This is a genomic window from Pseudarthrobacter sp. N5 (assembly GCF_050157035.1).
GTDB lineage: Bacteria > Actinomycetota > Actinomycetes > Actinomycetales > Micrococcaceae > Arthrobacter.
Genome location: NZ_CP189593.1, coordinates 778,268 through 801,982, shown reverse-complemented (window position 1 = coordinate 801,982; position 23,715 = coordinate 778,268). Strand labels below are relative to the sequence as shown.

The 23,715-nt window shown below is 63.3% G+C and carries 22 protein-coding genes; 8 read left to right on the top strand and 14 right to left on the bottom strand.

Annotated features, from left to right (window positions below; translation table 11 throughout):
• Window positions 1-212 precede the first annotated feature (212 nt).
• Window positions 213-1,565 carry an aspartate kinase gene (locus ACQCST_RS04075; protein WP_426998067.1) on the top strand — a complete coding sequence of 451 codons (1,353 nt, stop codon included), beginning with the start codon at window positions 213-215 and terminating at the stop codon, window positions 1,563-1,565.
• 6 nt (window positions 1,566-1,571) lie between these two features.
• Here the strand turns inward: ACQCST_RS04075 and ACQCST_RS04070 are convergent, their stop codons facing one another.
• Window positions 1,572-1,754, bottom strand: a complete 183-nt coding sequence (locus ACQCST_RS04070) for a hypothetical protein (RefSeq protein ID WP_426999069.1) — start codon at window positions 1,752-1,754, stop codon at window positions 1,572-1,574.
• 185 nt (window positions 1,755-1,939) lie between these two features.
• On the bottom strand, window positions 1,940-2,134 hold the full coding sequence (locus tag ACQCST_RS04065) for a hypothetical protein (RefSeq protein ID WP_426999068.1): 195 nt from the start codon (window positions 2,132-2,134) through the stop codon (window positions 1,940-1,942).
• A 111-nt stretch (window positions 2,135-2,245) separates the two neighbouring features.
• On the opposite strand from ACQCST_RS04065, the gene ACQCST_RS04060 reads away from it, so the two are divergent.
• Window positions 2,246-2,719 carry a MarR family winged helix-turn-helix transcriptional regulator gene (locus ACQCST_RS04060; RefSeq protein ID WP_426998066.1) on the top strand — a complete coding sequence of 158 codons (474 nt, stop codon included), beginning with the start codon at window positions 2,246-2,248 and terminating at the stop codon, window positions 2,717-2,719.
• A 107-nt stretch (window positions 2,720-2,826) separates the two neighbouring features.
• Here ACQCST_RS04060 and ACQCST_RS04055 read toward each other — a convergent pair whose 3' ends face one another.
• Window positions 2,827-5,856 (bottom strand): S8 family serine peptidase, encoded by a 3,030-nt coding sequence (locus ACQCST_RS04055; protein WP_426998065.1) that lies wholly within the window; start codon window positions 5,854-5,856, stop codon window positions 2,827-2,829.
• 258 nt (window positions 5,857-6,114) lie between these two features.
• Between ACQCST_RS04055 and ACQCST_RS04050 the strand changes: the two genes are divergently transcribed.
• Genes ACQCST_RS04050 through ACQCST_RS04040 form a run of 3 tightly spaced genes read left to right on the top strand, consistent with a single transcriptional unit; the run spans window position 6,115 to window position 8,037 of the window.
• On the top strand, window positions 6,115-6,690 hold the full coding sequence (locus ACQCST_RS04050) for a serine protease inhibitor (protein ID WP_426998064.1): 576 nt from the start codon (window positions 6,115-6,117) through the stop codon (window positions 6,688-6,690).
• Window positions 6,691-6,703: 13 nt separating this feature from the next.
• Window positions 6,704-7,669, top strand: a complete 966-nt coding sequence (locus ACQCST_RS04045; RefSeq protein ID WP_426998063.1) for a 3-methyladenine DNA glycosylase — start codon at window positions 6,704-6,706, stop codon at window positions 7,667-7,669.
• On the top strand, window positions 7,666-8,037 hold the full coding sequence (locus ACQCST_RS04040; RefSeq protein ID WP_426998062.1) for a serine protease inhibitor: 372 nt from the start codon (window positions 7,666-7,668) through the stop codon (window positions 8,035-8,037). The genes ACQCST_RS04045 and ACQCST_RS04040 overlap by 4 nt, the downstream gene beginning before the upstream one ends.
• Before the next feature lie 114 nt (window positions 8,038-8,151).
• On the opposite strand, the gene ACQCST_RS04035 is transcribed toward ACQCST_RS04040, so the two are convergent.
• Together ACQCST_RS04035 and ACQCST_RS04030 are read right to left on the bottom strand one after the other, a co-directional pair.
• Window positions 8,152-11,274, bottom strand: a complete 3,123-nt coding sequence (locus ACQCST_RS04035) for a S8 family serine peptidase (protein WP_426998061.1) — start codon at window positions 11,272-11,274, stop codon at window positions 8,152-8,154.
• 348 nt (window positions 11,275-11,622) lie between these two features.
• Window positions 11,623-11,808 (bottom strand): hypothetical protein, encoded by a 186-nt coding sequence (locus ACQCST_RS04030; RefSeq protein ID WP_426998060.1) that lies wholly within the window; start codon window positions 11,806-11,808, stop codon window positions 11,623-11,625.
• A 273-nt stretch (window positions 11,809-12,081) separates the two neighbouring features.
• Between ACQCST_RS04030 and purS the strand changes: the two genes are divergently transcribed.
• Genes purS through purL form a run of 3 tightly spaced genes read left to right on the top strand, consistent with a single transcriptional unit; the run spans window position 12,082 to window position 15,444 of the window.
• Complete coding sequence (gene purS / locus ACQCST_RS04025) at window positions 12,082-12,333, top strand: phosphoribosylformylglycinamidine synthase subunit PurS (RefSeq protein WP_426998059.1); 252 nt, start codon at window positions 12,082-12,084, stop codon at window positions 12,331-12,333.
• A gap of 1 nt (window position 12,334) precedes the next feature.
• Window positions 12,335-13,117, top strand: coding sequence for a phosphoribosylformylglycinamidine synthase subunit PurQ (gene purQ, locus ACQCST_RS04020; RefSeq protein WP_426998058.1), 783 nt, complete (start codon window positions 12,335-12,337; stop codon window positions 13,115-13,117).
• Complete coding sequence (gene purL / locus ACQCST_RS04015) at window positions 13,114-15,444, top strand: phosphoribosylformylglycinamidine synthase subunit PurL (protein WP_426998057.1); 2,331 nt, start codon at window positions 13,114-13,116, stop codon at window positions 15,442-15,444. Before purQ ends, purL begins: the two co-directional genes overlap by 4 nt.
• Before the next feature lie 83 nt (window positions 15,445-15,527).
• Here the strand turns inward: purL and ACQCST_RS04010 are convergent, their stop codons facing one another.
• The 9 genes from ACQCST_RS04010 to ACQCST_RS03970 form a co-directional block, all read right to left on the bottom strand.
• Entirely contained in the window at window positions 15,528-15,821 is a 294-nt protein-coding gene (locus ACQCST_RS04010) for a DUF503 domain-containing protein (protein WP_426998056.1), read from the bottom strand.
• Window positions 15,822-15,847: 26 nt separating this feature from the next.
• Window positions 15,848-16,168, bottom strand: a complete 321-nt coding sequence (locus tag ACQCST_RS04005; RefSeq protein WP_426998055.1) for a putative quinol monooxygenase — start codon at window positions 16,166-16,168, stop codon at window positions 15,848-15,850.
• A 127-nt stretch (window positions 16,169-16,295) separates the two neighbouring features.
• A complete protein-coding gene (locus ACQCST_RS04000; RefSeq protein ID WP_426998054.1) occupies window positions 16,296-17,192 on the bottom strand; it encodes a carbohydrate ABC transporter permease in 897 nt (298 codons plus the stop codon).
• Entirely contained in the window at window positions 17,189-18,190 is a 1,002-nt protein-coding gene (locus ACQCST_RS03995) for a carbohydrate ABC transporter permease (protein ID WP_426998053.1), read from the bottom strand. The genes ACQCST_RS04000 and ACQCST_RS03995 overlap by 4 nt, the downstream gene beginning before the upstream one ends.
• Window positions 18,187-19,599: an N-acetylglucosamine/diacetylchitobiose ABC transporter substrate-binding protein gene (gene ngcE / locus ACQCST_RS03990; RefSeq protein WP_426998052.1), complete on the bottom strand. Its 1,413-nt coding sequence runs from the start codon at window positions 19,597-19,599 to the stop codon at window positions 18,187-18,189. Before ngcE ends, ACQCST_RS03995 begins: the two co-directional genes overlap by 4 nt.
• A gap of 169 nt (window positions 19,600-19,768) precedes the next feature.
• On the bottom strand, window positions 19,769-21,121 hold the full coding sequence (locus tag ACQCST_RS03985; RefSeq protein ID WP_426998051.1) for an alpha-L-fucosidase: 1,353 nt from the start codon (window positions 21,119-21,121) through the stop codon (window positions 19,769-19,771).
• Window positions 21,122-21,556: 435 nt separating this feature from the next.
• A complete protein-coding gene (locus tag ACQCST_RS03980; protein WP_426998050.1) occupies window positions 21,557-22,195 on the bottom strand; it encodes a hypothetical protein in 639 nt (212 codons plus the stop codon).
• Window positions 22,196-22,333: 138 nt separating this feature from the next.
• Window positions 22,334-22,753, bottom strand: a complete 420-nt coding sequence (locus ACQCST_RS03975) for an MmcQ/YjbR family DNA-binding protein (RefSeq protein WP_426998049.1) — start codon at window positions 22,751-22,753, stop codon at window positions 22,334-22,336.
• A 377-nt stretch (window positions 22,754-23,130) separates the two neighbouring features.
• A complete protein-coding gene (locus ACQCST_RS03970) occupies window positions 23,131-23,556 on the bottom strand; it encodes a CoA-binding protein (RefSeq protein ID WP_426998048.1) in 426 nt (141 codons plus the stop codon).
• Window positions 23,557-23,715: the final 159 nt, after the last annotated feature.

Below are 23,715 nucleotides of genomic sequence, written 5' to 3'. Positions count from 1 at the left end.
TTGCTCTCTCACTTGTGGGCCTCAAACCGGTGGATTGGGGACTGTAAGTGATAGCGCAACGGGGAAAGCGATGGTGGACAGACGGGCTGAGATTCGGTCACAATTCAACGCCGGACGGCAGGCGGCGATAAACTGGGAACACAAGTTACGCCGTCGCGCCGAATGGCCGCCAGGCCTCCAGAACGCCGATTTGATCCAGTAAAGGTACGCGCATGAGTATGCCCACTACCGAAGTCCAGACCGAACCGCAGGTATTGCCCGTCGGCTCTGCCCTCACCAAGCAGCTCATCGTGCAGAAGTTCGGTGGTTCCTCGGTTGCAGACGCCGAAGGCATTAAGCGGGTTGCCAAGCGTGTGGTGGATGCGCAGAACGCCGGGAACGAAGTAGTGGTGGTGGTTTCCGCCATGGGCGACACCACAGACGAACTCCTGGATCTGGCCGGACAGGTCACTGACTCCGCTCCGGCGCGCGAGATGGACATGCTCCTCTCCGCCGGCGAACGCATCTCCATGGCGCTCCTGGCCATGGCTATCAACAAGCTGGGTGCCTCCGCCCAGTCATTCACAGGCTCCCAGGCCGGCATGATCACTGACGGTATCCACGGCAAAGCCCGGATCATCGACGTCGACCCTCACCGCATCCGCACTTCCCTGGACAAGGGGCATATCGCGATTGTTGCCGGATTCCAGGGCATGAGCCGCGCCACCCACGAGATCACCACGTTGGGTCGTGGCGGCTCGGACACCACGGCGGTTGCACTTGCGGCTGCGTTGGAAGCCGATGTCTGCGAGATCTACACAGACGTCGACGGCATCTACACCGCTGACCCGCGCGTAGTGCCCGCCGCCCAGAAAATCGACAGGATTTCAAGCGAGGAAATGCTGGAACTGGCGGCCTCCGGGGCCAAGATCCTGCACCTGCGCTGTGTTGAATATGCCCGACGTTTCGGCGTGCCCCTGCATGTCCGCTCGTCATTCAGCCAGAACGAAGGCACCTGGGTCATGCCCAGCGCCGACGACAAGATCACCACTCAAGAGGGAGTTGCCTTGGAGCAGCCAATCATCTCCGGCGTTGCACACGACCGTTCCGAAGCCAAGGTCACCGTTGTGGGTGTACCGGACATTCCGGGCAAGGCCGCCGCGATCTTCCAGGTCATTGCAGACGCGCACTCCAACATCGACATGATCGTCCAGAACGTGTCCACCCACGGCACCGGCCGCACCGATATTTCCTTCACCCTGCCAATCGTTGAAGGCGCCGACGCCCTGGAGGCTCTCCGTGCCGCGCAGCCGGAGATCGGATTCGAGAACATCGAGTACAACGAGCAGATCGGCAAGCTGTCGCTGATCGGTGCGGGCATGCGCTCACACCCGGGAGTTTCAGCACGTTTTTTCGCCGCACTGTCTGCAGCGGGGATCAACATCAACATGATCTCCACCTCGGAAATCCGCATCTCGGTGGTGACGCACGCTGATCTGTTGGACGAGGCCGTCCGCGCCATCCACAACGCGTTCGAACTGGACAGCGAAGACGAAGCAACCGTGTACGGAGGTACCGGGCGCTAGGCCGCGCTACTTGGTGTCGTCCTTGCGGACGGCGTAGTGGTGGCCGTTGGAATCGGTCTCCACGTCAAAGTGCGCCAGATCCGCTTCCGAAGCCAGCTCGAAGTCGTCATGCCTGTGCACAACCGGCGAATCTGTATCACCCCGTGTCGCGGGGCCGAAGAAAAACCGCAACCTATTGGTGCGCTGCATGAAGCCGCTCAGTGCGCGTCCCACATCCCCACCCCCTTCCCTGCTGACAGGTCCAGCGATACCGGAACCAGGTGCTGCCAGTTCCCCTATTTTACGCCCGGCACCAAGGAAAAGATCTTTCACCGATCGCTCCCTAAATTCCCGCGCCAAGGCCCAAAGAGCCGTCACGGAACAATCGATAGCGGTTAGCGGAGGGACTTGTCCTCGGGATTCTTCGGAACTACATAGGTGCTGCCGTCCGGCCGGTACAGGGTTTCCCACTGCTGGCTTTCGGCCTCGCGCTGGGCCAACAGCTCACGGTTTTGCTCGGTCATGTCGTGAACCAGAGAACTGCGGCTGGCGGGACCGAAAATCGCCCGGAGCTTTCCTGTCGCCCGCATAAACCGCTGTGACGCGTTCTCTCTTGCCACTTTCCACTCCTCATCCGAACCAAATTCCTGTTTAAAGTGTACGCTAACAGTTAGGGCATTAACTATTGAAAGGGGCCCGCCATGACAACTCTCACCGTCGCTTCCTCCCGGGACGCGGCCTCGGATGAAGACCTCCTTCTGGAACACCAGCTCTGTTTTGCCCTGACCGTGGCGTCGCGGAGCGTAGTGGGTGCCTATAAGCCGGTGCTGGACAAACTGGGTCTGACCCATCCGCAGTATCTGGTGATGCTTTGCCTGTGGGAGTCGAGCCCCCGCACCGTCCGCGACATCAGCGACTCCCTGGCCCAGGACCCCGCCACCATTTCTCCGCTCCTCCGCAGGCTCGAATCCGCCGGCTTTCTCACCCGGCGCCGGGCAGAGGGCAATGAACGCGCGCTTGCCGTGGAGCTCACTGTCAGCGGCAAGGCATTGCGCCACCAGGCCACGAAAGTACCTGGCGCCATGATGGCCAGGCTTGGCCTGAAACGCGAACAGGTTGCGCAGATTCACGCCGCCATGATGGGCCTGATCGCCGCCACGAACTCGGCGCCCTGACGCAAGCACCAGCAGAACGCTCGGCAAAAACCTGATAAGGCCGACGGCGGCCCGCACCCTCCCAAGGTGCGTGCCGCCGTCGTGGTTGTCCTTCGTAGTCGGTGTGCCTACGGGCCTTTAACTGTCAGGTTCAGCTGGGTGGATGCACCGTTTCCGAAACGGAGCACAGCCACCCAGTTTCCTGCTTCCAGCCCGGACCAGCTCGCCGCGACGCTGCCGCTTGCCCCGTTGGCCAGGACCAGCGGATCCGGGGTGACCGTCAGGTTCCCTTCATCGCCGCCGAGCAACAGAGCCTCGACCGACGCTGCGGTTGCAGCATTGCCCGGGCTGGCGAACAGGTTGCTGATAACTGTCCACTTGCCCGGTTCCGGGTTGTTGACCGTCACCGATTCGCTGGCCGCGGCCGTGGCAGACGTGTGCTGGACCCCCGACGGCGAGACCACAAACAGATCGAAGTCGGCCGCAGGATCAGCGGAGTTCACGGAGAACTTAGCCAAGGAAGTGCCTGCCCCGACGGCAAACGTCCGGACGTCATTGGAGGCATCCGTGGCATTGCCGGACGGGCCCGGCACCAGGCTGATTGCGGCCGAATTGGCCTTCGCCAGCCCCTTCACTGTGATGTCGATCGGCGCGGACGTCCCGGAGGTCACCGGAACCTCGACGCTGCCTGTTCCGCCCGCGGATGTGGCATCCACCGTGGCCGGTGCAATGACTGTCACCGGCCGGACGGCAACCGGAGACCGTACCGTGTTCGCGGCCGAGGTCCAGGTCAGCGAACCCGTTGCGAATTCGTCCAAAGCTGCTCCGGCGTTGGTGAATTCCACCGTAAAGCTCGCAGTCTGGCCGGCCGCGAGAGTCAGGCTGGCGGGTGTCACCGCCGCGGTGATTCCCGGAACGTTCACCGCGGCGGTGTACCTCCCCGCGGTCAGCGCCGTCACAGTGCGGGTGGCGCTCTGGGTGCCGGTCAGGCGGCCAAGAGCGATAGACGGCAGATTGATGTCCTTGGCGGCGATGGGAGTGACGCCAAGATCGTACCCCTGGCCCTGGATGAAGCCGAGCCAGTCGGTGATGCCGGCGTCGTAGACCAACCCCGGCGTCGCAATCCGTGCCGGGTCAATGTGGCCCGCACCCTGGGCGAACACATCATGAATAGCGGCGCCGTTGGCATCCACAAGATCGTAGGCGGTGGTCATCATGGCGGACTTCACGGCCGCCGGCGACCAGAGCGGGTTCTTGCCCAGCAGCAGGGCGCCAAAACCGGCGATGTGCGGGGATGCCATGGAGGTTCCGGACAGGAAGCCGAAGTTTTCGCCGCCTGCACCGATGGGGGAAACGGCGGCCAGAACGGCAACACCTGGAGCCGCAATGTCCGGCTTCAGCAGGTCACCGTTGGAGGCCAGGGTGGGGCCGCGCGAAGAGAATCCGGCGATCTGCGGAACCGGCGGGGCTGGAATACCTGAAGTGTCTGTACTCCGCAGGTTTGCGGTGAGTCCCGGGGCCGCCTGGACAACGGCCTTAATGGCGGGGCTGTCGAGGTGAACCGTAGGAACGCTGTGCAGATCCGCATCAAGGGAGCTGGAGGTGAGGTTGACCAGCACCATGCCGACGCCCCCGGCCTGCGCCACAGTGGCACTCTTGGCGGTGCGGTCCACAACCCCGCGGTCACAGATCACAATCTTGCCGGCAGCCAGTGCCGGATCCAGTGAGCCGGGCGCACACAATGCTGCATTGGTGGCAGTTGCCGCCGCAGCCTTCACGTCGAGCGCCAAGGCGATCGGCCTGCCCACCACTTCGGTGTTCATCACACTGGCGCCTGAGTATTTGTTGCCGTTGGAGAGTTCCACCGTGCCACGGAGGCTGCTGTTGTGGGTGGACGCGGCAACGCTGGTGAGCCACGGTCCGGCATGGTTGACGGTGCTAGCGCCGGGACCGGAGTTACCGGCGGAGGCGGCCACAAAAATACCGGCAGCGGCCGCGTTGAGGAAAGCTATGGCCACGGGGTCAACCGTGGAATCAGTGTTGCCTGAAATGGAGTAGTTCAGGACGTCCACGCCGTCGGTGATGGCATCCTCGATGGCTTCTATGCTGCTGGAACCGAAGCAGCCTGTGGTGGCTGCAGTGGTTCCTTCCCAGCAGATCTTGTAGACGGCAATCTTGGCGGCAGGGGCAACGCCCGAGCCCTTGCCGAAATCGCGCCCACCAACCATCTGGCTGACGTTACTGTTGCCGGCGGCTGTGCTGGCAGTGTGGGAGCCGTGGCTGTCGACGTCGAGCGGTGAATAGGATTCCTGCGGAGCGCGCAGCGAGCGCGGGATGGCAGCCTTGAAGGCATCGTCGTAGAAGCGGGCGCTGATGACCTTGCTGTTGCACTCGTTTCCGGAGAAGTGGTCGCCGTTTTCGCAGGCGCCCACAAACGAGGTGCCGTCCGCCTTCAGCATGGCGATCTTGTTGCCGGGCAATTTGTAGGGCTCGCCCATCCTGGCAGAACCGGAGAGCTGCTTGACTTGCTGGCCGGCAAAAAACGGGTTGTCAGGTGAATAGCCGGTATCAAGTACGCCCACCACGATGCCCTTGCCGGCGTTGGCTTCGCCCTTGAACTGCGTAGCCCAGACACCCCCAGCGCCCGGCAGGCCCAGGAAGTCCGTACTGGAATAGTCCACCTGGTGCAGGGCGTCCTTCACTACGGCGACAACACCGGCGTCTGTGGAAAGTGCTTTTGCCTGCCCGGCAGAGAGGTCGGCGCTGAAGCCGTTGACGGCCAGCGTGTAGCTCTTGGAGACGGCCACGCCTTTGGCTGCGGCCACAGTGTCCTGCTTGGACTTCAGATGAGCCGTGTATTCTTGCGAATTGGCGGCGGCGGGATCAAGTTTCTTGCCCTTGGCGACGGCGGTGCCCGGGATTCCGGCTACACCTCCTGTGTAGGTGGCCAGCGGTCTGTCCTTGAGCATCACGATGTAGTGTCCGGCATCGAACGCGGTGTCGCTGATGGCCGCTCCGGCTTGACCGGAGGGAGGGGCCGGCGCGGCGAACGCCGGTGATGCGAGACTCTGGGCCACGATCATGGCCAGGCCCAAGGTGACTGCGGCTGCCATTCTACTGGTGCGGCCCGGGTGGAAGCCCTTGTACTGGTGCGTCATTCGGGATCTGCCTTCCTTAAGAGTCTGACCGGCGGAGTTGCCGGACCCACGAACTGGGCATTCCGTCCCCTATGACGGAGCCACAACACAGCGGCCTACCCCGCATCCAGTGTTGTGAGAAACATACCGGAGAGAAACTGCATAATCGATACCCGGCGATGAACTAACTTGCCGGTGCCGGCCAGTGGACTGTCGCAGTGCGCCCGGCCAACGCACTGGACCCGCGGTAGACTCGAAGAAACTGAGGAGATCCGCTAAATGCGCAAGCTGTTGATCCAGGCAATGCTCGCCGTGGCGGCGGTGAGTGCGCTCGCCGCTTGCACCCCTGGAACAGGTTCTGGCAGCGGTTCTGGAAGCGCCGGCCCTTCGGCTTCCACCTCATCTTCGGCCACTGCCGGCAGCTCGCCATCGGCCACCACTCCCCCCGACGCCGAAACAACCGTCCCTGCTCCGGCACCCAGCGCTCCGGCGCCCGGATCCGCAGGGCCGGGAGCCGGCAACGCGGAACTGTCCATCACGGTCAAACCTTCGGAGACTGAACCCGCAGTCAGCTACACCCTGGTGTGCCGGGACGGCGTGCCCGCGGCCGAAAGCAAGCATCCCACCGCCGCTGCCGCCTGTGCCGCCCTCAAAAACAACGCCGCACTCCTGAGCCCCGCACCACGCGGCAAGGACGTTGCCTGTACCCAGCAGTACGGCGGGCCGCAGCAGGCCAACGTCACCGGCATCGTGGACGTGACACCGGTGGACACGTCTTTCTCGCGGCGCGATGGCTGCGAAATCAGCGCGTGGGACGCTGCCAAGGACATTCTGGGTGCCGGCGGAGCGGTCTGAGCCGGTGACTGTGATGCCGTCCCCAGGCGCTCCGGCGCTGAGGTTGCTGGATTCCTCGCTCTGGCAAGCGCGCGAGGTTGCCCACCAGCACCGCGTCCGCCGCTACGCCGAGCCATACCTTGCCCGCCGCTCAGCGGGGCTGAAACATCCGGTGGAGGATTTCCTCTTTACCTACTACACCCAAAAACCGGGCCAGCTGCTGCGCTGGCACCCGGGTGCCGACGTCGTACTTTCCGGCGCTGAAGCCGCCGCACGTGCCGGCTGGAAGTACTACCGCGTGCCCGACGACGGCGAACTCGCCGCGGCGGGGCTGCCGGCGGGCAGTCTTGCAGCGACATTTAACCGCCCGGCGTTTCTGGCCGAGCGGAAGGAAGCGCTGCAGTTCGCCGGCGTCATCCTGCGCGGAACCGCAGCCCGGCCGGCGCAGTTCGGGTGCTTCGGGCTGCACGAATGGGCCATGGTGTACCGGCAGGACAAGTTCGAACTGCGGCATGAATACCTGAAGCTTCGGCTGGGCGCTGCGGGCACTGACCGCGTGGTGGAGGAGAGCCGGATCCGTTGCTCCCACTTCGATGCCTTCCGGTTCTACACACCGGATGCCGCCCCGCTGAACGAGCTGACTCCCAGCCGGGAAAACCAACGGGCCATGGAGCAGCCCGGCTGCCTTCACGCCAACATGGATCTCTACAAGTGGGCCTACAAGCTATCGCCGGCTCTGCCGAGCGAACTGGTGATGGATTGCTTCGAGCTCTCCTGGCGGGTGCGGGCCATGGATATGCAGGCATCCCCTTACGATCTGGCGGAGTGGGGCTACCCGCCCATCCGGATCGAGACTGCCGAGGGCAAGTCACAGTACGTCGAGCACCAGCGTTCGTTCTCCGCCGAAGCCCAGGAACTGCGTGGCAGGCTCCTGCAGGCGCTGACGCCGCTGCTGGATGCCTTGGCCCAGGAAGGCCAGGATCAGGGAGGAACCGCATGACCGCTCCGGATGCAGAACCCGACGTCGATCTCACCGTCACATTGACCGATGCGCCTGGTGCCCGCGCCTACGAATTCCGGCTGGTTGCCCGCGGGGGTCAGCCAACCCCGGAGTCCACCCTGCCGGTCCCCGGAGCAGCGCTTGCCGCGGTCGAACGCTTCGGTGCGGAAACATTCTTCGCCGTTCGCAGGCCGGACATGCTCTGTACCCAGCAGTACGGCGGCCCGCAGGTGGCCGTGGTGACCGGCCGCTACCTGGGACGCCAGGTGCACTGCCGTTTCAGCCTCACGGACGGTTGTGAGATCTCGCGGTGGCGGGCCGTTGCCCCGCTCCTGGGTGGCACCGCAGGTTCCACCGGCCAGATCTGATCCGAACCGCCCACTCACAAAAAAAGATGTCCCGGGCGGTTTGTGAGCTGCCCGGGACATCTCCCTGAATCTACTGGCGATATTCGGTTACGGCATTCAGTTGCGGCTGGAGCCTCAACTGACGGGAACGGCGTCCACGGCTACAGCGGCAGGGGAACCGGCCGGCGCCGAGGCCGCACCTGCCCCCACGGACACGCCCACCCAGGTTTTGATGCCGTTATCCCCTAGGCTCAGACGTGCCAGGTAGGAACCGTCGGAAAGCCCGGACCAGTTGGCCGTCGCCGTGGTGGCAGTGCCGTTGGCGGCGACGATCGGGTTCGGATTGACGGTCAGGTTGCGTGCGTCACCGGACAGCGATACCGCCTGGACCCTTGCATTGGCGGGCCCGTTGTCCGGCGTGGAGTACAGGTTCGCCGCAATGAAATACCTGCCGGCTGGCGGGTTGTCCAGATCCAGGAATTCACTGGCGGACGCGGTTGCCACCTGGGTGACAGTGCCGTTTGGCCCGTAGACCACCATGTCCCAGTCAACGTTTTCAACCTCCGCCTGGATGCCCAATCGTGCGAACTTGGCACCTGCCGGCACGGTTACCGCAACCACCTGGTTGTGGTCATCCGTCCTGGGCGCATACGCGCCGGGCGTCTTGGTGGTGGCAACCTGGGCCAGGGGAGCAAGGCCCTCCACTGCAACGGCGATGGGGTTGTCCGAGCCTGAGACCAGATCCAGCGTTCCACTTCCTGTGCCCGTGGCAGAGCTAAAGGCGAACGACGGTGCGATCCGGGCGTCGACCGGACGGACAGCGATGGGAGAGCTCACAGTCCGCGGGCCCTTCCAGGTCAGGGTTCCGGTGGTGAATTTACCCACCGGAGCACTGACGTTTTTGATGGTGATGGTGACCTCGCGGGTCTGGCCGGCCTTGGCGAAGTTCAGCGCCTGGGGCTCAACGTGGACAGCAACACCAGGAATCGAAACCTCGGGGCGGTACATGCCCGGAACCAGTGCGGTCAGCTGCCGCTTGACCTGGATCTCGCCCACCAGGCTGCCAAGGGCAATGGATGGCAGGTTCAGATCCCGGGCAGCGATGGTGCCAAGCTCGGGGGAACCTGTTTCCACACCCTGTCCGTTCAGGAACGCCAGCCACTGATTGACGTCGGAGTTGTAAACGAGGCCAGGATCCAGCACCCGGGTGGAATCAATATGACCTGCACCGCCGGCAAAGGGGTCACGGTTGGCGGTGCCGTCAGCGTTGACCAGCGGGTAGGCGGTGGTCATCATTGCGGATTTGACCATTGCCGGTGTCCATTTGGGCTGCTTGCTCAGGACCAGAGCGCCGAACCCTGCAATGTGCGGGGCGGCCATGGAGGTACCGGACATAAAACCGAACTGCGCACCGTGGTTTCCAATCGCGGAAACGCCGGCGAGGACGTTCACACCCGGAGCGGAAATGTCAGGCTTGAGAAGATCTCCACCGGAAGCCAGGCTCGGCCCGCGGGAGGAGAAGCCGGCAATCTGCGGGGCAGGCGCCTGCGGATCCCCTGTCAGGTCTCCCTTGACCAGGCTCACCGTCAACGCCGGGTTGCCGGCCAGCTTCGACTTTAGGTCCAGGCTCTTGGGGATGTTGATGTGGATGGTGGGAACCGAGTGGTTGTCGGCGTCTTCGGATCCGGTGGTCACGTTGACCAGGATCATGCCAACGCCGCCCTTGTTTTGCACCTCAAGGCTTTTGGCCTTACGGTCCACTACCCCGCGGTCACAGACAACAACTTTGCCGGAGACCTTGGCTGCGTCCAGTGTGCCGGGGCCACAGAGGTTCGGAGCCGCAGCACCGGCAGCTGCGGCGTCGCCTGCGATAACCACCGGAGCATTGTTGACGTCCGTCTTCATGATGGAGGCGCCCCGGTAAAGGCTGCCGTCGGAAACCTTGACGGTGCCCAGCAGGTCACTCGGGAACGTGGAGGCCGCAACGGTGGTCAACCAAGGGGATGCGTGGTTGACGGTGGACACGGCGGGGCCGGAGTTACCGGCAGAAGCCGAAACAAAGACACCGGCCGCTGCCGCGTTCAGGAACGCCAGCGCCACGGGATCGGAGGTGCTGTTGGTGTTGCCTGAAATGGAGTAGTTCAGGACGTCGACGCCGTCCGTAACGGCTGCGTTGATGGCGTCCACCGAGGAGGAGGTGTAGCAGCCGCCCGTGGCGGGGTTGTCATCTTCCCAGCAGATTTTGTACACGGCGACCTTGGCAGCCGGTGCGACACCGGAGCTCTTGCCGAAGCTGGCGCCGTCGATGACCTGCTCGATGTTCGCGTTGCCCGCGGAGGTGCTGGCGGTGTGCGTGCCGTGGCTGGCGACGTCAACCGGGGAGAGGAGCTCCTGCCGCGCGCGGTGCTCAGGGGCCACGGTCTGAAGGAACGTGTCGGCGAAGTAGCGCGCGCTGACTACTTTGGAGTTGCAGAGGCTGCCGTCAAAGGCCGCACCGGTGCCTACGCCCTTCTGGCATTCACCTTGGAAGGTGGTGCCGTCGGACTTCAGCATGGCGATCCGACCGTCCGCCGTGCGGTACGGAACGCCGGGCTGTGCCTTGCCGTTGAGGGGCTGGACAGCCTCGCCTTGGAGGAAGGGGTTGTCCGGAGCGTAGCCGGTGTCGATCACTCCGACCACCACGCCCTTGCCCGCGCTGGCTTCGCCGCCGTACTGCTTGGCCCAGACGCCGTCCGGACCTGTGAGCTTCAGGAAGTCGGTGGTGGTGTAGTCCGGGGAGTTCTCAACGTCCGGGGAAACAGCGAGGACCTTGCTGTCCTTGGCCAGTTCAGCTGCCTGGTGTGCCGTCAGCTCGGCAACGAAGCCGTTGAGGGCGGCAGTGAACTGCTTGGCCGGTGTGACACCCTGCTTGGCAGCGACGTCTCGCTGCTCCTTCCGGAGGTGGGCATCATAGGCCTTGAAGTTCTGGCCGCCGGCTTCAAGCTTGCGGCCCTGTTGCGGTCTGGTCCCCGCCAGCCCGGAAGTACCGCCCTCGTAGGCCGCTGCGGCTTTCCCGGCAAGGACAACAATGTAGCGGCCGTCTTTGTAGTCGGCCGGATTGGCGGTTTTGGCCTGTGTTGCCGCGCCGGACCCGGCGGGAGGGGCCGCTGTGGCGGGGCCCAGCGCCACCGATGTGAGAAGCAACGGCAGCCCGACGGCCAGTGCCGCAGCCTTCCGGATTCCCCCGCCCCGGAAGGGGCTCTTTCCAGTTGATTTCACGAGTGAGTTAAACCTTTCATGAGGAACGGACCCGGCCACATTGCCGGACGCAGACAGCTGGATACGGCAGGCGGGGCAACAGTTCCTGTCTACCCGGCGGAGACCAGCCGATACATAGAATACAGACTGATAGACGAATATGACATAAAGCACATTTTCGGATTTTTGTCTTGTCACACGGCCCGTTGAAAAGGCGGCCCGGTGGAAATCCACCGGGCCGCCTCAGGGCCCGTTGAGAGTCTGTTATATGGCGCCCGAACGCCTGAAAAGGCTAGCGCCTGGCGCCCTTGGGGGTCACCTGAAGCAGCTTTCGGAACCCGCGCCACGCATTACAGCGGCGCCTTCAGGTTACTGACGGGGCGTCCTCACAACGTCGCTGATCCACTGGCGCGTCTTCTCATCCACGGGGCCAGCCAGCCGGTTTTCCCTGGCCGCACGGTCAGCCTTGAGTTTCTGCAGGACCATCCTCCCCAAGCCCACAAAAACGGCTACGGCAATCACGGGCAACAGCACGGATTTCGGTTTTTCAGCCATGCCGCAAGCCTACTGACGGCATCCCCGGCAGGCCAGAGCCGGCGTCGTACTTTATTGCCCAGATGCGGGGCACCCGATCGCTGTCCCGTCGCCGTCCCGCACGAACGGCCTCGAATGGGTGGAGAGCCGGTACGGCCGGTAGAATGGGCTAGCAAGCTCGCGGAGCGCCCGTCCCTGCAGTCCCCAAATTACAGCGGAACAGCGTGAGACGGCACCACTCCGCGGCGGCCTTTAAGCAAGGTTCAACCACTGCTCACGCACAGGAGTTACCGGATGCCCCGGATCGTTGTCGACGTAATGCCCAAGCCCGAGATTCTGGACCCGCAGGGAAAGGCCATCGTGGGTGCGCTCCCCCGGCTGGGCTTCACCAGCTTTAGCTCTGTCCGCCAGGGCAAGCGTTTTGAACTGACCGTCGACGGCGAGGTGACCGAGGAAATCCTTGCCCAGGCCCGTGAAGCCGCGGAGACCCTGCTGTCCAACCCGGTGATCGAGGACGTTGTCAACGTCGAGGTCGTCGAGGCCTGAGATGAATGAAATTCCCCTGATCGGCGAGACAGCGGCCGCCGAGCACACTGCCGCCGAACCCCGGCTCACCGGTGCCCGCATCGGCGTGGTCACGTTCCCCGGCACGTTGGACGACCGCGACGCCGCCCGTGCCGTTCGCCTGGCAGGCGCCACTCCCGTAGCGCTCTGGCACGCGGACACCACACTTGGTGACGTTGACGCCGTCGTGATTCCCGGTGGTTTCTCCTACGGCGACTACCTCCGGGCCGGCGCCATTTCGCGCTTCGCTCCGCTGATGTCCCGGATTATTGATGCGGCAAACTCGGAAGCAAAACTTCCGGTTCTGGGCATCTGCAACGGTTTCCAGATCCTGACCGAATCGCACCTCCTGCCGGGTTCAATGATCAAGAACGATCATCTGAAGTTCATCTGCCGCGACCAGGTGCTGCGCGTGGAGAACAACAGTACTTACTGGACCGGCGATTACGCCGTGGGCCAGGAAATCACTGTGCCGCTGAAGAACCAGGACGGCCAGTACATCGCCGATGAAAAGACCCTGGACGCACTCGAGGCAGAGGGCCGCGTGGTTTTCCGCTACGTCGGCTTCAACCCGAACGGCTCGCGCCGCGACATCGCCGGCATCTCCAACGCCGCCGGCAACGTGGTGGGCCTGATGCCGCACCCGGAGCACGCCGTTGAGGCCGGCTACGGACCGGCATCCCTGGACGGAATTGGGCGCTCCGACACCGAGGGCCTGGGTTTCTTCACCTCTGTTCTGAACAAGATTGTGGGAGTCAACGCATGACCGAGACGAATTCGGTGGTCGAGCCTGTCGAGACCAAGAAGTTCAACATTGACACCGTCGAAAACGCTGCCAAGACCCCGGACACCGAACTCCCGTGGGCCGAACTGGGCTTGAAGGACAACGAGTTCGCCAAGGTCGTGGAGATCCTGGGCCGCCGCCCCACCGCCGCGGAACTCGCTATGTACTCCGTCATGTGGAGCGAGCACTGCTCCTACAAGTCCTCAAAGAACCACCTGCGCCAGTTCGGCGACAAGGTGACGGACGAGATGAAGGAACACCTGCTCGTCGGCATCGGCGAGAACGCCGGCGTGGTTGACATCGGCGACGGCTGGGCCGTGACGTTCAAGGTGGAGTCCCACAACCACCCGTCCTTCGTGGAGCCCTACCAAGGCGCAGCCACCGGCGTCGGCGGCATCGTCCGCGACATCATCTCCATGGGTGCCCGCCCTGTCGCCGTGATGGATCCGTTGCGATTCGGCGCGATCGACCACCCTGATACCGCGCGCCTGGTGCACGGCATCGTCTCGGGCATCGGCGGCTACGGCAACTGCCTGGGCCTGCCGAACATCGGCGGCGAGGTTGTTTTTGACTCCGTTTACCAGGGCAACCCGCTGGTCAACGCCCTCGCCGTGGGGGTCCTGCGCCACGAGGACATCCGACTTGCCAACGCCTCCGGCGTGGGCAACAAGGTGGTCCTCTTCGGTGCCCGCACCGGTGGCGACGGCATCGGCGGCGCTTCGGTGCTGGCCTCCGAGTCCTTCGACTCCACCAAACCGTCCAAGCGCCCCGCCGTCCAGGTGGGCGATCCGTTCGCCGAGAAAGTGCTCATCGAGTGCTGCCTCGAGCTGTTCAAAGCTTCCGTGGTGGAAGGCATCCAGGACCTCGGTGCTGCCGGCATCTCCTGCGCCACCTCCGAACTGGCCTCCAACGGCGACGGCGGCATGCATGTTGAGCTGACCTCGGTCCTGCTGCGCGATCCTTCCCTGACCCCTGGTGAAATCCTGATGTCGGAATCCCAGGAACGCATGATGGCCGTTGTGACGCCGGAGAACGTTGCCGCGTTCGAGGCCATCCTGGACAAATGGGACGTGGAGTTCGCCTGGCTGGGCGAGGTCACCGACACCGGCCGCCTGATCATCGAATGGGACGGCGAGAAAATTGTCGACGTCGACCCCCGCACTGTCGCCCACGACGGCCCGGTCTACGACCGGCCCTTCCACCGCCCGGAATGGCTCGACGCAGTCCAGGCCGACGGGTTCACCGGATCGGTCCAGGACGCAGGCCGTCCGTCCACCCCCGCGGAACTGGGCGCCGCCGTCGTCGAACTCATTTCCTCCCCGAACATGTGCTCGAAGGAATGGGTCACCAAGCAGTACGACCGCTACGTCCAGGGCAACACCGCGCTGGCCATGCCGGACGACGCCGGCGTGATCCGCGTGGACGAGGAAACCGGCCTGGGCGTTTCCTTGTCCACGGATGCCAACGGCCGCTATTCCTTCCTGAACCCGTACGAAGGCGCCCGGGCCGCACTGGCCGAGGCCTACCGGAATGTGGCCACCTCCGGCGCCAAGCCGCTGGCCGTCACGGACTGCCTGAACTTCGGTTCCCCGGAGGACCCCGAGGTCATGTGGCAGTTCGCCGAGTCCGTCCGTGGACTCTCCGACGCCTGCATGGAACTCGGCGTCCCGGTCACCGGCGGCAACGTGTCCCTGTACAACCAGACCGGCGGCGTTCCCATCCACCCCACCCCCGTGGTGGGCGTGCTGGGCGTGTTCGACGACGTCGCACGCCGCACTCCGTCCGGTTGGAAGGAAGACGGGCAGGCCATCTACCTGCTGGGTACGACGGCTGCTGAACTGAACGGTTCCGAGTGGTCCAACCTGCGTGGCCATCTCGGCGGGCAGCCTCCAGTTGTGGACCTGTCCGTGGAGCGCCAGCTGGGTGAAATCCTGGTCAACGCCTCCCGGGACGGCATGGTGGATTCCGCACATGACCTCTCCGAAGGCGGCCTCGCGGCGGCTTTGGTGGAGTCCTCGCTTCGCTACGGCGTGGGTGCACGGATCGCGCTGCAGGACATCCTGGACCGCGACGGCGTGGACCTCTTCACGGCGCTCTTCTCCGAATCCCAGGGCCGCGCCATCGTGGCGGTCCCCCGCTCGGAGGAGATCCGCTTCAAGGACATGTGCACCGCCCGCGGCTTTGCACACATCCGGATCGGCGTTGTTGACGCTGCCAGCGGCCTGCTGGAGATCAACGGTGTGGAGACGCTCTCGCTTGAGGCCCTCCGCGAAGCCAGCGAAGCGACGCTGCCGAAGTACTTCGGCTAGATTCTTCTCCTGCTCAAGCAACGCGGGGTCACTTACCGCCCATAAATCCCCCGGGATTGGGCGGTAAGTGACCCCGCGTTTGTTTAGTCTTCGCTGTGCAGCTCGCGCCGCCGGGCACTGAGCAGTTCAAGTTCCGGGAGGGCAGCCACGAAGCGTTCGACGGCGTCCAGCACCTCCACGAGGTGTGCCCGGTCCGCCGCCACAAGACCGGCGCCGATCAAGGTCCGCCGGTACTGATCCTGATATCCCGCCTCCGCCACCGAGACGTCGAAGCGGCGCTTCAACTCGGCCACCATGGGCCGTATGAGGGCGCGCTTCTCCTTCAGGCTGTGAATTTCGCCGAGGAGAATATCGAACTCAATCCAACCGATCCACATACCTCAAGTATGCGATCCTGGCGGAGCTATTCGATGGTGAGTTCGCCCATCCGGTCCCAGTCTTCGCCGTCGAGCTGGCGGCTGATGATCCGGGGAGTTTCTGCAAGCGCCTGAGGCATGTCCGCCATTGCCTTCTTGAAGTGAGCACTGTTCACGTGGTCACCTGCGGCATCGTCCTTAAACGCTTCCGTCAATACGAACTCGTTGGGGTCCTCCACACTGCGGGACCAGTCGAACCAGAGATTGCCCGGTTCCTGCCGCGTGGTGCCGGTAAATTCGGCCACCAGGTCCAGCCATCGCTCCGACCAGTCGGGCTTCACCTTGAATTTGACGACGATGAAAATCACGTGCGGATGCCTTCCGTTGCGTTAGACCTGGGCTTCCATTCTGGCACCGGCGTCCCGCGCCCAAACGACTGCGGCCGTTCACCGTCCCGGGGAAGGTGACCGGCCGCCGTCGGGCATTCAGAAATGGCTATTTGGAGGTGCCTTGTGTGACGGAGCCCTGGAGCTGGCGTTGGAAGATGATGTACACGACCAGGACGGGGGCTACGGTGATGACGACGGCGGCGAAGAGGGATCCGAAGTCGACGTTGTAGCCGGCCTGGGAGGCGAAGCGGGCCAGGCCCTGGGAGAGGACGTAGTTCTTTTCGTTGCTGTTCAGTGCCACGGGGAGCAGGAATTGGTTCCAGAGGCCGAGGAAGTTGAAGATCGCCACGGAGGCCATGCCCGGTTTTGCCATGGGCAGCATGACCTGGAAGAAGGTCCGCCATTCGCTGGCGCCGTCCAGGGAGGCGGCTTCGGCGATTTCATTCGGCAGGGTCTTGAAGAAGGAAAACAGGAAGAACACGGTGAACGGCAGGGCGAAGGCCACGTAGGTGATGGTCAGTCCGGGCAGGGTGTTCAGCAGCCCCATGTTCTTGAGGATGAAGAACAGCGGGACGACGGCCAGGAAGATGGGGAACGTCAGGCCGGCCAGCATCAGGTAGTAGATGGCGCGGCTGCCGCGGAACTGGAACCTGGCCAGGACGTAGGCGCACATGGCGCCCAGGACCATCACGATCACCAGGGCCGAACCGACCACCAGGACGGTGTTCAGGAAGTAATTTCCGATTCCCGCGGTGTTCCACGCGGTCGCGTAGTTGCCGATGTTCCAGGTGGTGGGCGGGGCAAAGGGTGAGGCGAAGATTTCGCTGGTGGTCTTGAAGGAGGTCATCAGCGTCCACAGCAGCGGCAGGACCACGATCAGTGACCAGATGATGAGCATGGTGTGGGAGAGGGCCCCGACGGCTTTGTCGCCGCGGGTGGTTTCCGGTTTGCGTTCAACGTGCCCCTCTGCGGGGGCGGGCGCGGTGTGTGTGCGTGTTGTCATGAGTCTGAGTTGTCCTTACTTCCCCCGGTGAGCCGGTTCACCAGGAACACCAGCGCCGCAAAGATCAGCGTGACAATGGCCAGGACCACGCCCATGGCGCTGGCGTAGCCGAACTGGCCCTTGGTGAAGGCCGTGGAGAGCAGCTGCTGGGACATCACCAGGGTGGAGTTGTTCGGGCCGCCGCCGGAGTTCAGGGCCGCCATATACACAAAGGCGTCCAGGGCCAGGATGCCCATGTAGATGTAGGCGGTCTGGATGTTGTCCCGGATCAGCGGGATGGTCAGGGAAATCGCGGTCCGGAAGCGCCCGGCACCGTCGATCCGCGCGGCCTCGAACAGCTCAGCGGGGATGCCCTTGATCGCGGCGATGAACAACACCATGTAAAAGCCGACAAAGCCCCACACGATCACGAACATCGTCGCGCCCATCGCGGTGCCCTCATCGCCCAGCCAGCCACGGAAGGACGTGAACTGCCCGAAGCCCAGCGAGGTCAGCGCGCCGTTCAGGAGCCCGTTGGAGGGATCATAGATCTGCAGCCACATGATGCCGATCGCAATCGCGGGAATGACATAGGGGAAGAAGGACACCACCCGGTAAAAGCTGGAATTCTTCAGGCCCTTGACCTGCCCGCGGCTGCTGCCGCCCACGGTGATCATGGAGGCAAGGACCAGGCTCAGGGCAATCGTCACCACCGGCAGCACCAGGCACAGCACCACATTGTTGCCCATGGCCTTCATGAAAATTTCGTCCGCGAAGAGCTTCCGGTAATTGGCGAAACCGGTGAAATTCATCGAGGCGGTGAAACCGGACCAGTCCGTCATGGAATAGTAGAACGCCTGGATGAACGGGGAGATCACGAAGACCAGGTAGATGGCCAGCGGCAGACCCAGGAACACGGCAAAGAAACTCACCCGGTCAAAGGTCAGCTTTTTCCGGCGCCGCCGGACAGCGGCAGCCCTGCCGCCGCCCGACAGCGTCTTGGTGTCAAGAACGGTCACTTGACGTCAATCTTCTTGACCGAGGGATCGTTGCGGACCTTGTCCGTGATCTTCTGCAGCGCCGAGGTCAGCGTGGCAACATCGGACTTCCCGTCAAGGAAGGTGTTCCAGACCACCAGCTGGTCCTTGTTGGTCCCGTACAGGTCGATGAAGTTCCAGGTAAAGATGTCCTTCGCGGCACCGTCGAGCAGTTTCGTCTGCGAGACCAGCGCCGTGGAACCGAAACCATCAGCCGGAACGGTGTCCTTGACAATGGTCGGCGCAAGCTTGGTCTTGGCGAAGTTGGTCGCAGCCTCCTTGGAAAGCATCACCCGCAGCAGTTCCTTGCCGCCGGCAACATTCTTGCCCTGCGAGGGAACAACGAACGGCTCACCCGCCGCACTGTGCAGGGCCGTGTACGGCATCTTGGAACCGGTAGTGACCGTGGGAACAGCCGCGCCCGTCATCTTGAAACCGGCCTTCGTCTGGTCCTTCATCTCATTCTCGATCCAGGAACCGGACGGGTAAAGCAAAGCCTCCTGGGCGTTGCTCCACTGCGCCTGGGCGGCCGTGAACGCGGTACCGGAACCGCCCGGCTTGACATAGCCGGCCTTCACGATCCGGTCCAGGGCCGTGAACACGCCCTGGATCGCCGGATGTGACCAGCAGCCCTCCTTAAGGTTTTCCAGACCCAGACGGACCTCATCGCCGCCTTCCTTGATCGCCGAGGCAATCGCCATCTCCTGATAATAAGTGGCCGCTTCCTTGCCCCAGCAGAACAGATACTTGCCCTCGGCCTTGGCCTTCGCACCCAAAGCCATCGCCTCCTCCCAGGTCTTGGGAACAGCCCAGCCCTTTTCCTCGAACAGCGCCGCCGAATACCACACCGCATAGACCGTCAGGACATAATTCAGGGCCGCGAGCTTGCCCTCAAACGTTCCCGGCGCCAGGACCCCGCCATACAGGGTGTCCCTGATGACCTTGCCCTCAAGGTTCTTCGCCTCAACAACCGGGGTCAGATCCTCAAGCTGAGCCAGGATCGTACTGAAACCGATCGCCTTCGCACCCGAGTTATCAATAAGGTCCGGAGGAGTACCGCCCACGAAACGCGGCTGCAGCTCCGTGGCAATATCCGTCGACGGGGCAATCTTCGCCGAGGACCCCGCCTGGCCCTTCTCCAAAGCCTTACCCGCGAACTCGACATAATCGATGCCGTAACCGCCCTTGAAGATCACCGCATCAACAACAGACTTATCCGCCATACCAAACGGGTTCGTCGCCGAAACCGCACCCCCCGACGAAGCCCCCGGCGTGCCCCCGCCCCCGGCAGCACAAGAAGCCAAAGCCCCGCCCATCGGAACAAGCACCGCCGCCGCAAGAGCCCCGCGTAAAAATCCGCGCCGAGCAAGCGGCTGATTCTCAATATTCATATCAATACCTTCCAATGACTCGTGTGGCTGACTGTGACCGTTCGTGGCTGACCGTCAAGCGCATTGGGCAACGATGCCGGTGATGTCACCCCTTGTGTGACATATTTCACCATACGTGCTCGAAAATCAACATTTGAGGCCTGTTTGAATCAAGAAAAATCATAACGGCTCAATAACGGTGACGTTTCACCGGATTTTGAACCGAGTCGGGAAACGCATTCTCGCTGTCCTTCGGCACCGGGGCAGCCTTAAGGAACAATTCAACCACCGGAACGGCGACGTCGGGGCGCTGCACCGGGAGGGTGAGCGTCAGGGTTCCCGGCGGCTGGCCGCCCTGCTCCATGTTCTGCGCCAGCCTGTCCGCGCCAAGCTCGCTCATGGCAATCTCCGAGCCGTCATTTAGCAGCTGGGCGTACACGGCCTTTCCAGCCATCCCGGGCAGGTGGACGTGCTGAAACGGCCACGCGAACAGGTGCAGGTACAGGCGGTCGCCACGTGCGGTGTAACGGCAGTCGGACGGAGTCTGGAAAGTGGCCGGACCCGCACCGTAAACGGACCTGCCATGCACACGAGTCCACTCTCCCAGGCCGGCGAGCGCCGCCGTCGCTCGTGGGTCGAGGGTGCCGCGGGCCGTCGGCCCGACGTTCAGCAGCAGATTGCCATTCTTCGAAACACCGTCCACCAGCATCCGGATCAGCAGTTCAGGCGACTTGTAGTTAAGGTTGTCCCGGTCGTAGCCCCAGCTCCCGTTAAGCGTCTGGCAAGCTTCCCAGGGCACGTCGACGCCGTCTCGCTGCATGGGCGAGGACGGCTGGTACTGCTCCGGCGTGACAATGTCACCCGGAATGTCCAAGCGGTCGTTGACAACGATTCCGGGCTGCAGCTGCCGGACCATGGCCAGCAGTTCCTCGGATCCCCAGTCGTCCCGGCCCTTCCCGGGGAAATTGACCGCGTGCTTGCCGTCAGCGTAGGAAAAGTCGAAGAAGAGGTAGTCGATGGTGCCATAGTTGCTCAGCAGCTCACGGACCTGTCCGTGCAGGTACCCACGGTACCGGTCCATGTCGCGGGCTCGGTTCAACTCGGCCGCTTGGGGGTTCTCGCATTCCGGATGGACATCGTCAATGGTGAAATCAGGGTGATGCCAATCGAGCAGCGAGTAGTACAGCCCCACTTTGAGTCCATGCTCCCGCGCCGCCTCAACGTAGGGCGCAATAAGGTCCCGGCCCGCAGGAGAGTTGGTGGACTTGTAATCAGTCAGTTCTGAGTCCCACAGGCAAAAGCCCTCGTGGTGTTTCGCGGTGAGCACCACGTACTTCATACCGGCGTTCCGCGCCGTAGCAGCCCACTCCCGGGGATCGTAGAGATCCGGATCAAAATGCTGCAGGTACTTCGTCTGGTATTGGTCCGCGGGAGTATGCTCACGGCTCATCACCCATTCGTGCCGGGCAGGAAGCGAGTACAGCCCCCAATGAACGAACATGCCCAGCCGTGCCTCGGTGAACCATGGTGCGTGCGCAATCATGTGGGCTCCTCTGTTGGATCAAGTATTCTTCCAGAAGCCAGGGCGGACACTGCGCTGCTCTTGGACCGGACCGCATGTATTCCATTATTGACTTTCCGGGACCACCAAGAGGCGTTCAAAGCCGGCTGGGCGCGCTAACCTTTGAACTCCAGTTTGGCCCAGCTGTCCACAGCGGGCGCTGGCTCAGGAACAGTGTTCGGGGGAACCTTTCGGATCGGCCGCGCCAGGTTGCGCCTGCCGCGCCGAATACATAGCTTCGCCCGTGACAGCACAGCTCGTAGCTGTGTCGGGTGGAGGTCCTGTGCGTGCTGCCACTGGACCAGAGAAATCCCGGGAGGTGCTGACGGCAGGAACGCTCCTTTTGGTGCTGGGCCTCCTCTTCTGACCTCGTCCCGGATCGGGACCGACGGGAGGCGACGGGAGGCGACGGAAGCCCTAACGCGTACTGCCGGCCGCTGCCAACGATTCTTCGCACTCTGCGATCGCTTCGCCGGCCAGACGTACCTGCTCCGGCGTGCCCAAACGCTCAGCCCATTGCTCAGCCAACTGGAATTCCACCAAGGCCTCCGCGTACCGGCCTGCTTTGTGCAGCGTCCACCCCAGGTTGTTGTGAAGCACCACCATCCAGCGCCTGGTGCGTGGCTCGTGCACGGTGGAGGTGTACTCGAGGGCACTTCTGGTCCACAACTCCGCATGTATTGGATCCGCGATGGCCAGCATGTGCAGCGAATCGATGGCAAGGTGTTCCTCACCCAGATGATCACCCAACTCGGCAGCCTGCTCAAATAGCGGCACGGCCATGGCGGCGTGCCCGCCGGAATTCAGCACCCGTCCCCGTTCAAGCAGAATCCTGACGCCGACGGTTGGTTCCTCTTGGCCATCAATCGAATCCAGGAGATCGTCTGCTTCTTCGAAACGCCCCTGGAGTCCGATGGCCCGTCCCAGCTGGGTGGCCAGCTCAGCCCGTTCATAGGCGTCGTGCTTTCCGTCCTTCATCGCGGCCCGGAAACGGGCTTCGGACTCGGCCGGGTCATTGAAGTTCCACAATTGGTCAAGGGTTGTTTGGTCCAGCATCCGCCTGCTCCTGATCAGCTCTCATCTGCGGCCAGTTGGTGTGCACTCTCAATGTAACGGGAAGTGATGAGTCTTTGCGCGCCTTGGGTGGAGCCATGCCGGGGTACCTGAGTTCGCCACGGGGTCTGCGCCGTCCGGTCATGGGTTGGCCGGGCCGGCTTCTCTCGCGATCCGCACCCATCCCAGTTGCTCCTGTTGTTGCCTGCTCAATGTGGCCACCACAAGATCGTAGGAATCCTCCACCATGTCCCGGACCATGGCGTCAGGCAGGGCCCCGTCCAGCCGCACACCGTTCCAGTGGGTCTTGTTCATGTGCCAGGCGCCGGAGATTTCGGGGTTTGCAGCGCGGAGTTGCTCGGCCAGGGCCGGCTCGCATTTCAGGCTCACGGACCAGTCCACCGGATCCATGGACGAGGCAGCAAACATTTTGGCTTCATGCCGCGCCCCGCCTGCGACGGCGGACTTCACTTTGAATACCGACGTTTCCGGGCCAAAGGGAAAGTCTTCAAAGGCTCCGGGAAATCCCAGGCAAACCTCACGGAGTGTTGCGACGTCCATTCCCCGAGCCTACGCGCGCGCCCGGCAGAGACCCAGTGACGGAGATCCGCTGACAGTCACCCGCTCACCGTGAAGCACCATCCGGGGATCAGGCAACGCCCAGAAAATCCTCCAGTAACACCGCTTCGAGCCCTGCTGCTAGCTGAGCCGCGCGCAAGAGTAGGTGCCGCCCGGCGCTCGAAACAAGGTGGGTCCGCGGCCAACCGTCTGTCTGCGTAGTCCTGCATTCCTGAGACTTCGGCCCGGTTATGCCATCGTCGATGATCGGGAACACCACAGGGTGCTTGGTCTCGATCTTGGTTATTACCGGCGCGGGGCCATTCTGAACACGAGGGAGCGTGAAGTCGGGGATGCCGAAGGGTAGTCATTACACATAGTCAGAGGTTGTAATGCCAGGCCTGCTGAGCCGGGCAGATGTTCATCACCACGTCCATGCCCGCCGCCTTGGCCCGTTCCGCGGCGGCCTCGTCAATCACGCCCATCTGCATCCACACGGCCCTGGCGCCCACAGCGATGGCCTGGTCCACCACACTGCCCACCCTCTGTGAATTCACAAAACAGTCAACGACGTCGATCGGCTGCTTCTCCGCCGGAATGTCTCCGAGTGCCCGGTACCCGGTTGCCCCGTGGACTGGCTCACCCGGGAGATTCACCGGGATGATCTCCATGCCCAGCCGGTCCCGGATGAAGAGGGAGGTATCGAACGCTGCACGCCACTCGTTGGTAGTGAGTCCAACGATGGCCCAGCGCCCTTTGCTCCGCATGAGCCGTTCGATGACTGCCGGATCGTTGACGTAGGACATGATTCCAGCGTACTCCGCCCAACCGCCGGGCGAATTCCGGACAAATGCCTGACGGACCCCAACCCGGTGATGGGCTGTTGCGTCAGTGGTGCGAGTTCCTCAGGGGGTGTGCGCCGGCATCCGGCAGAGGCAACGCGCCAGACCCGGTTTCCGTGGCTG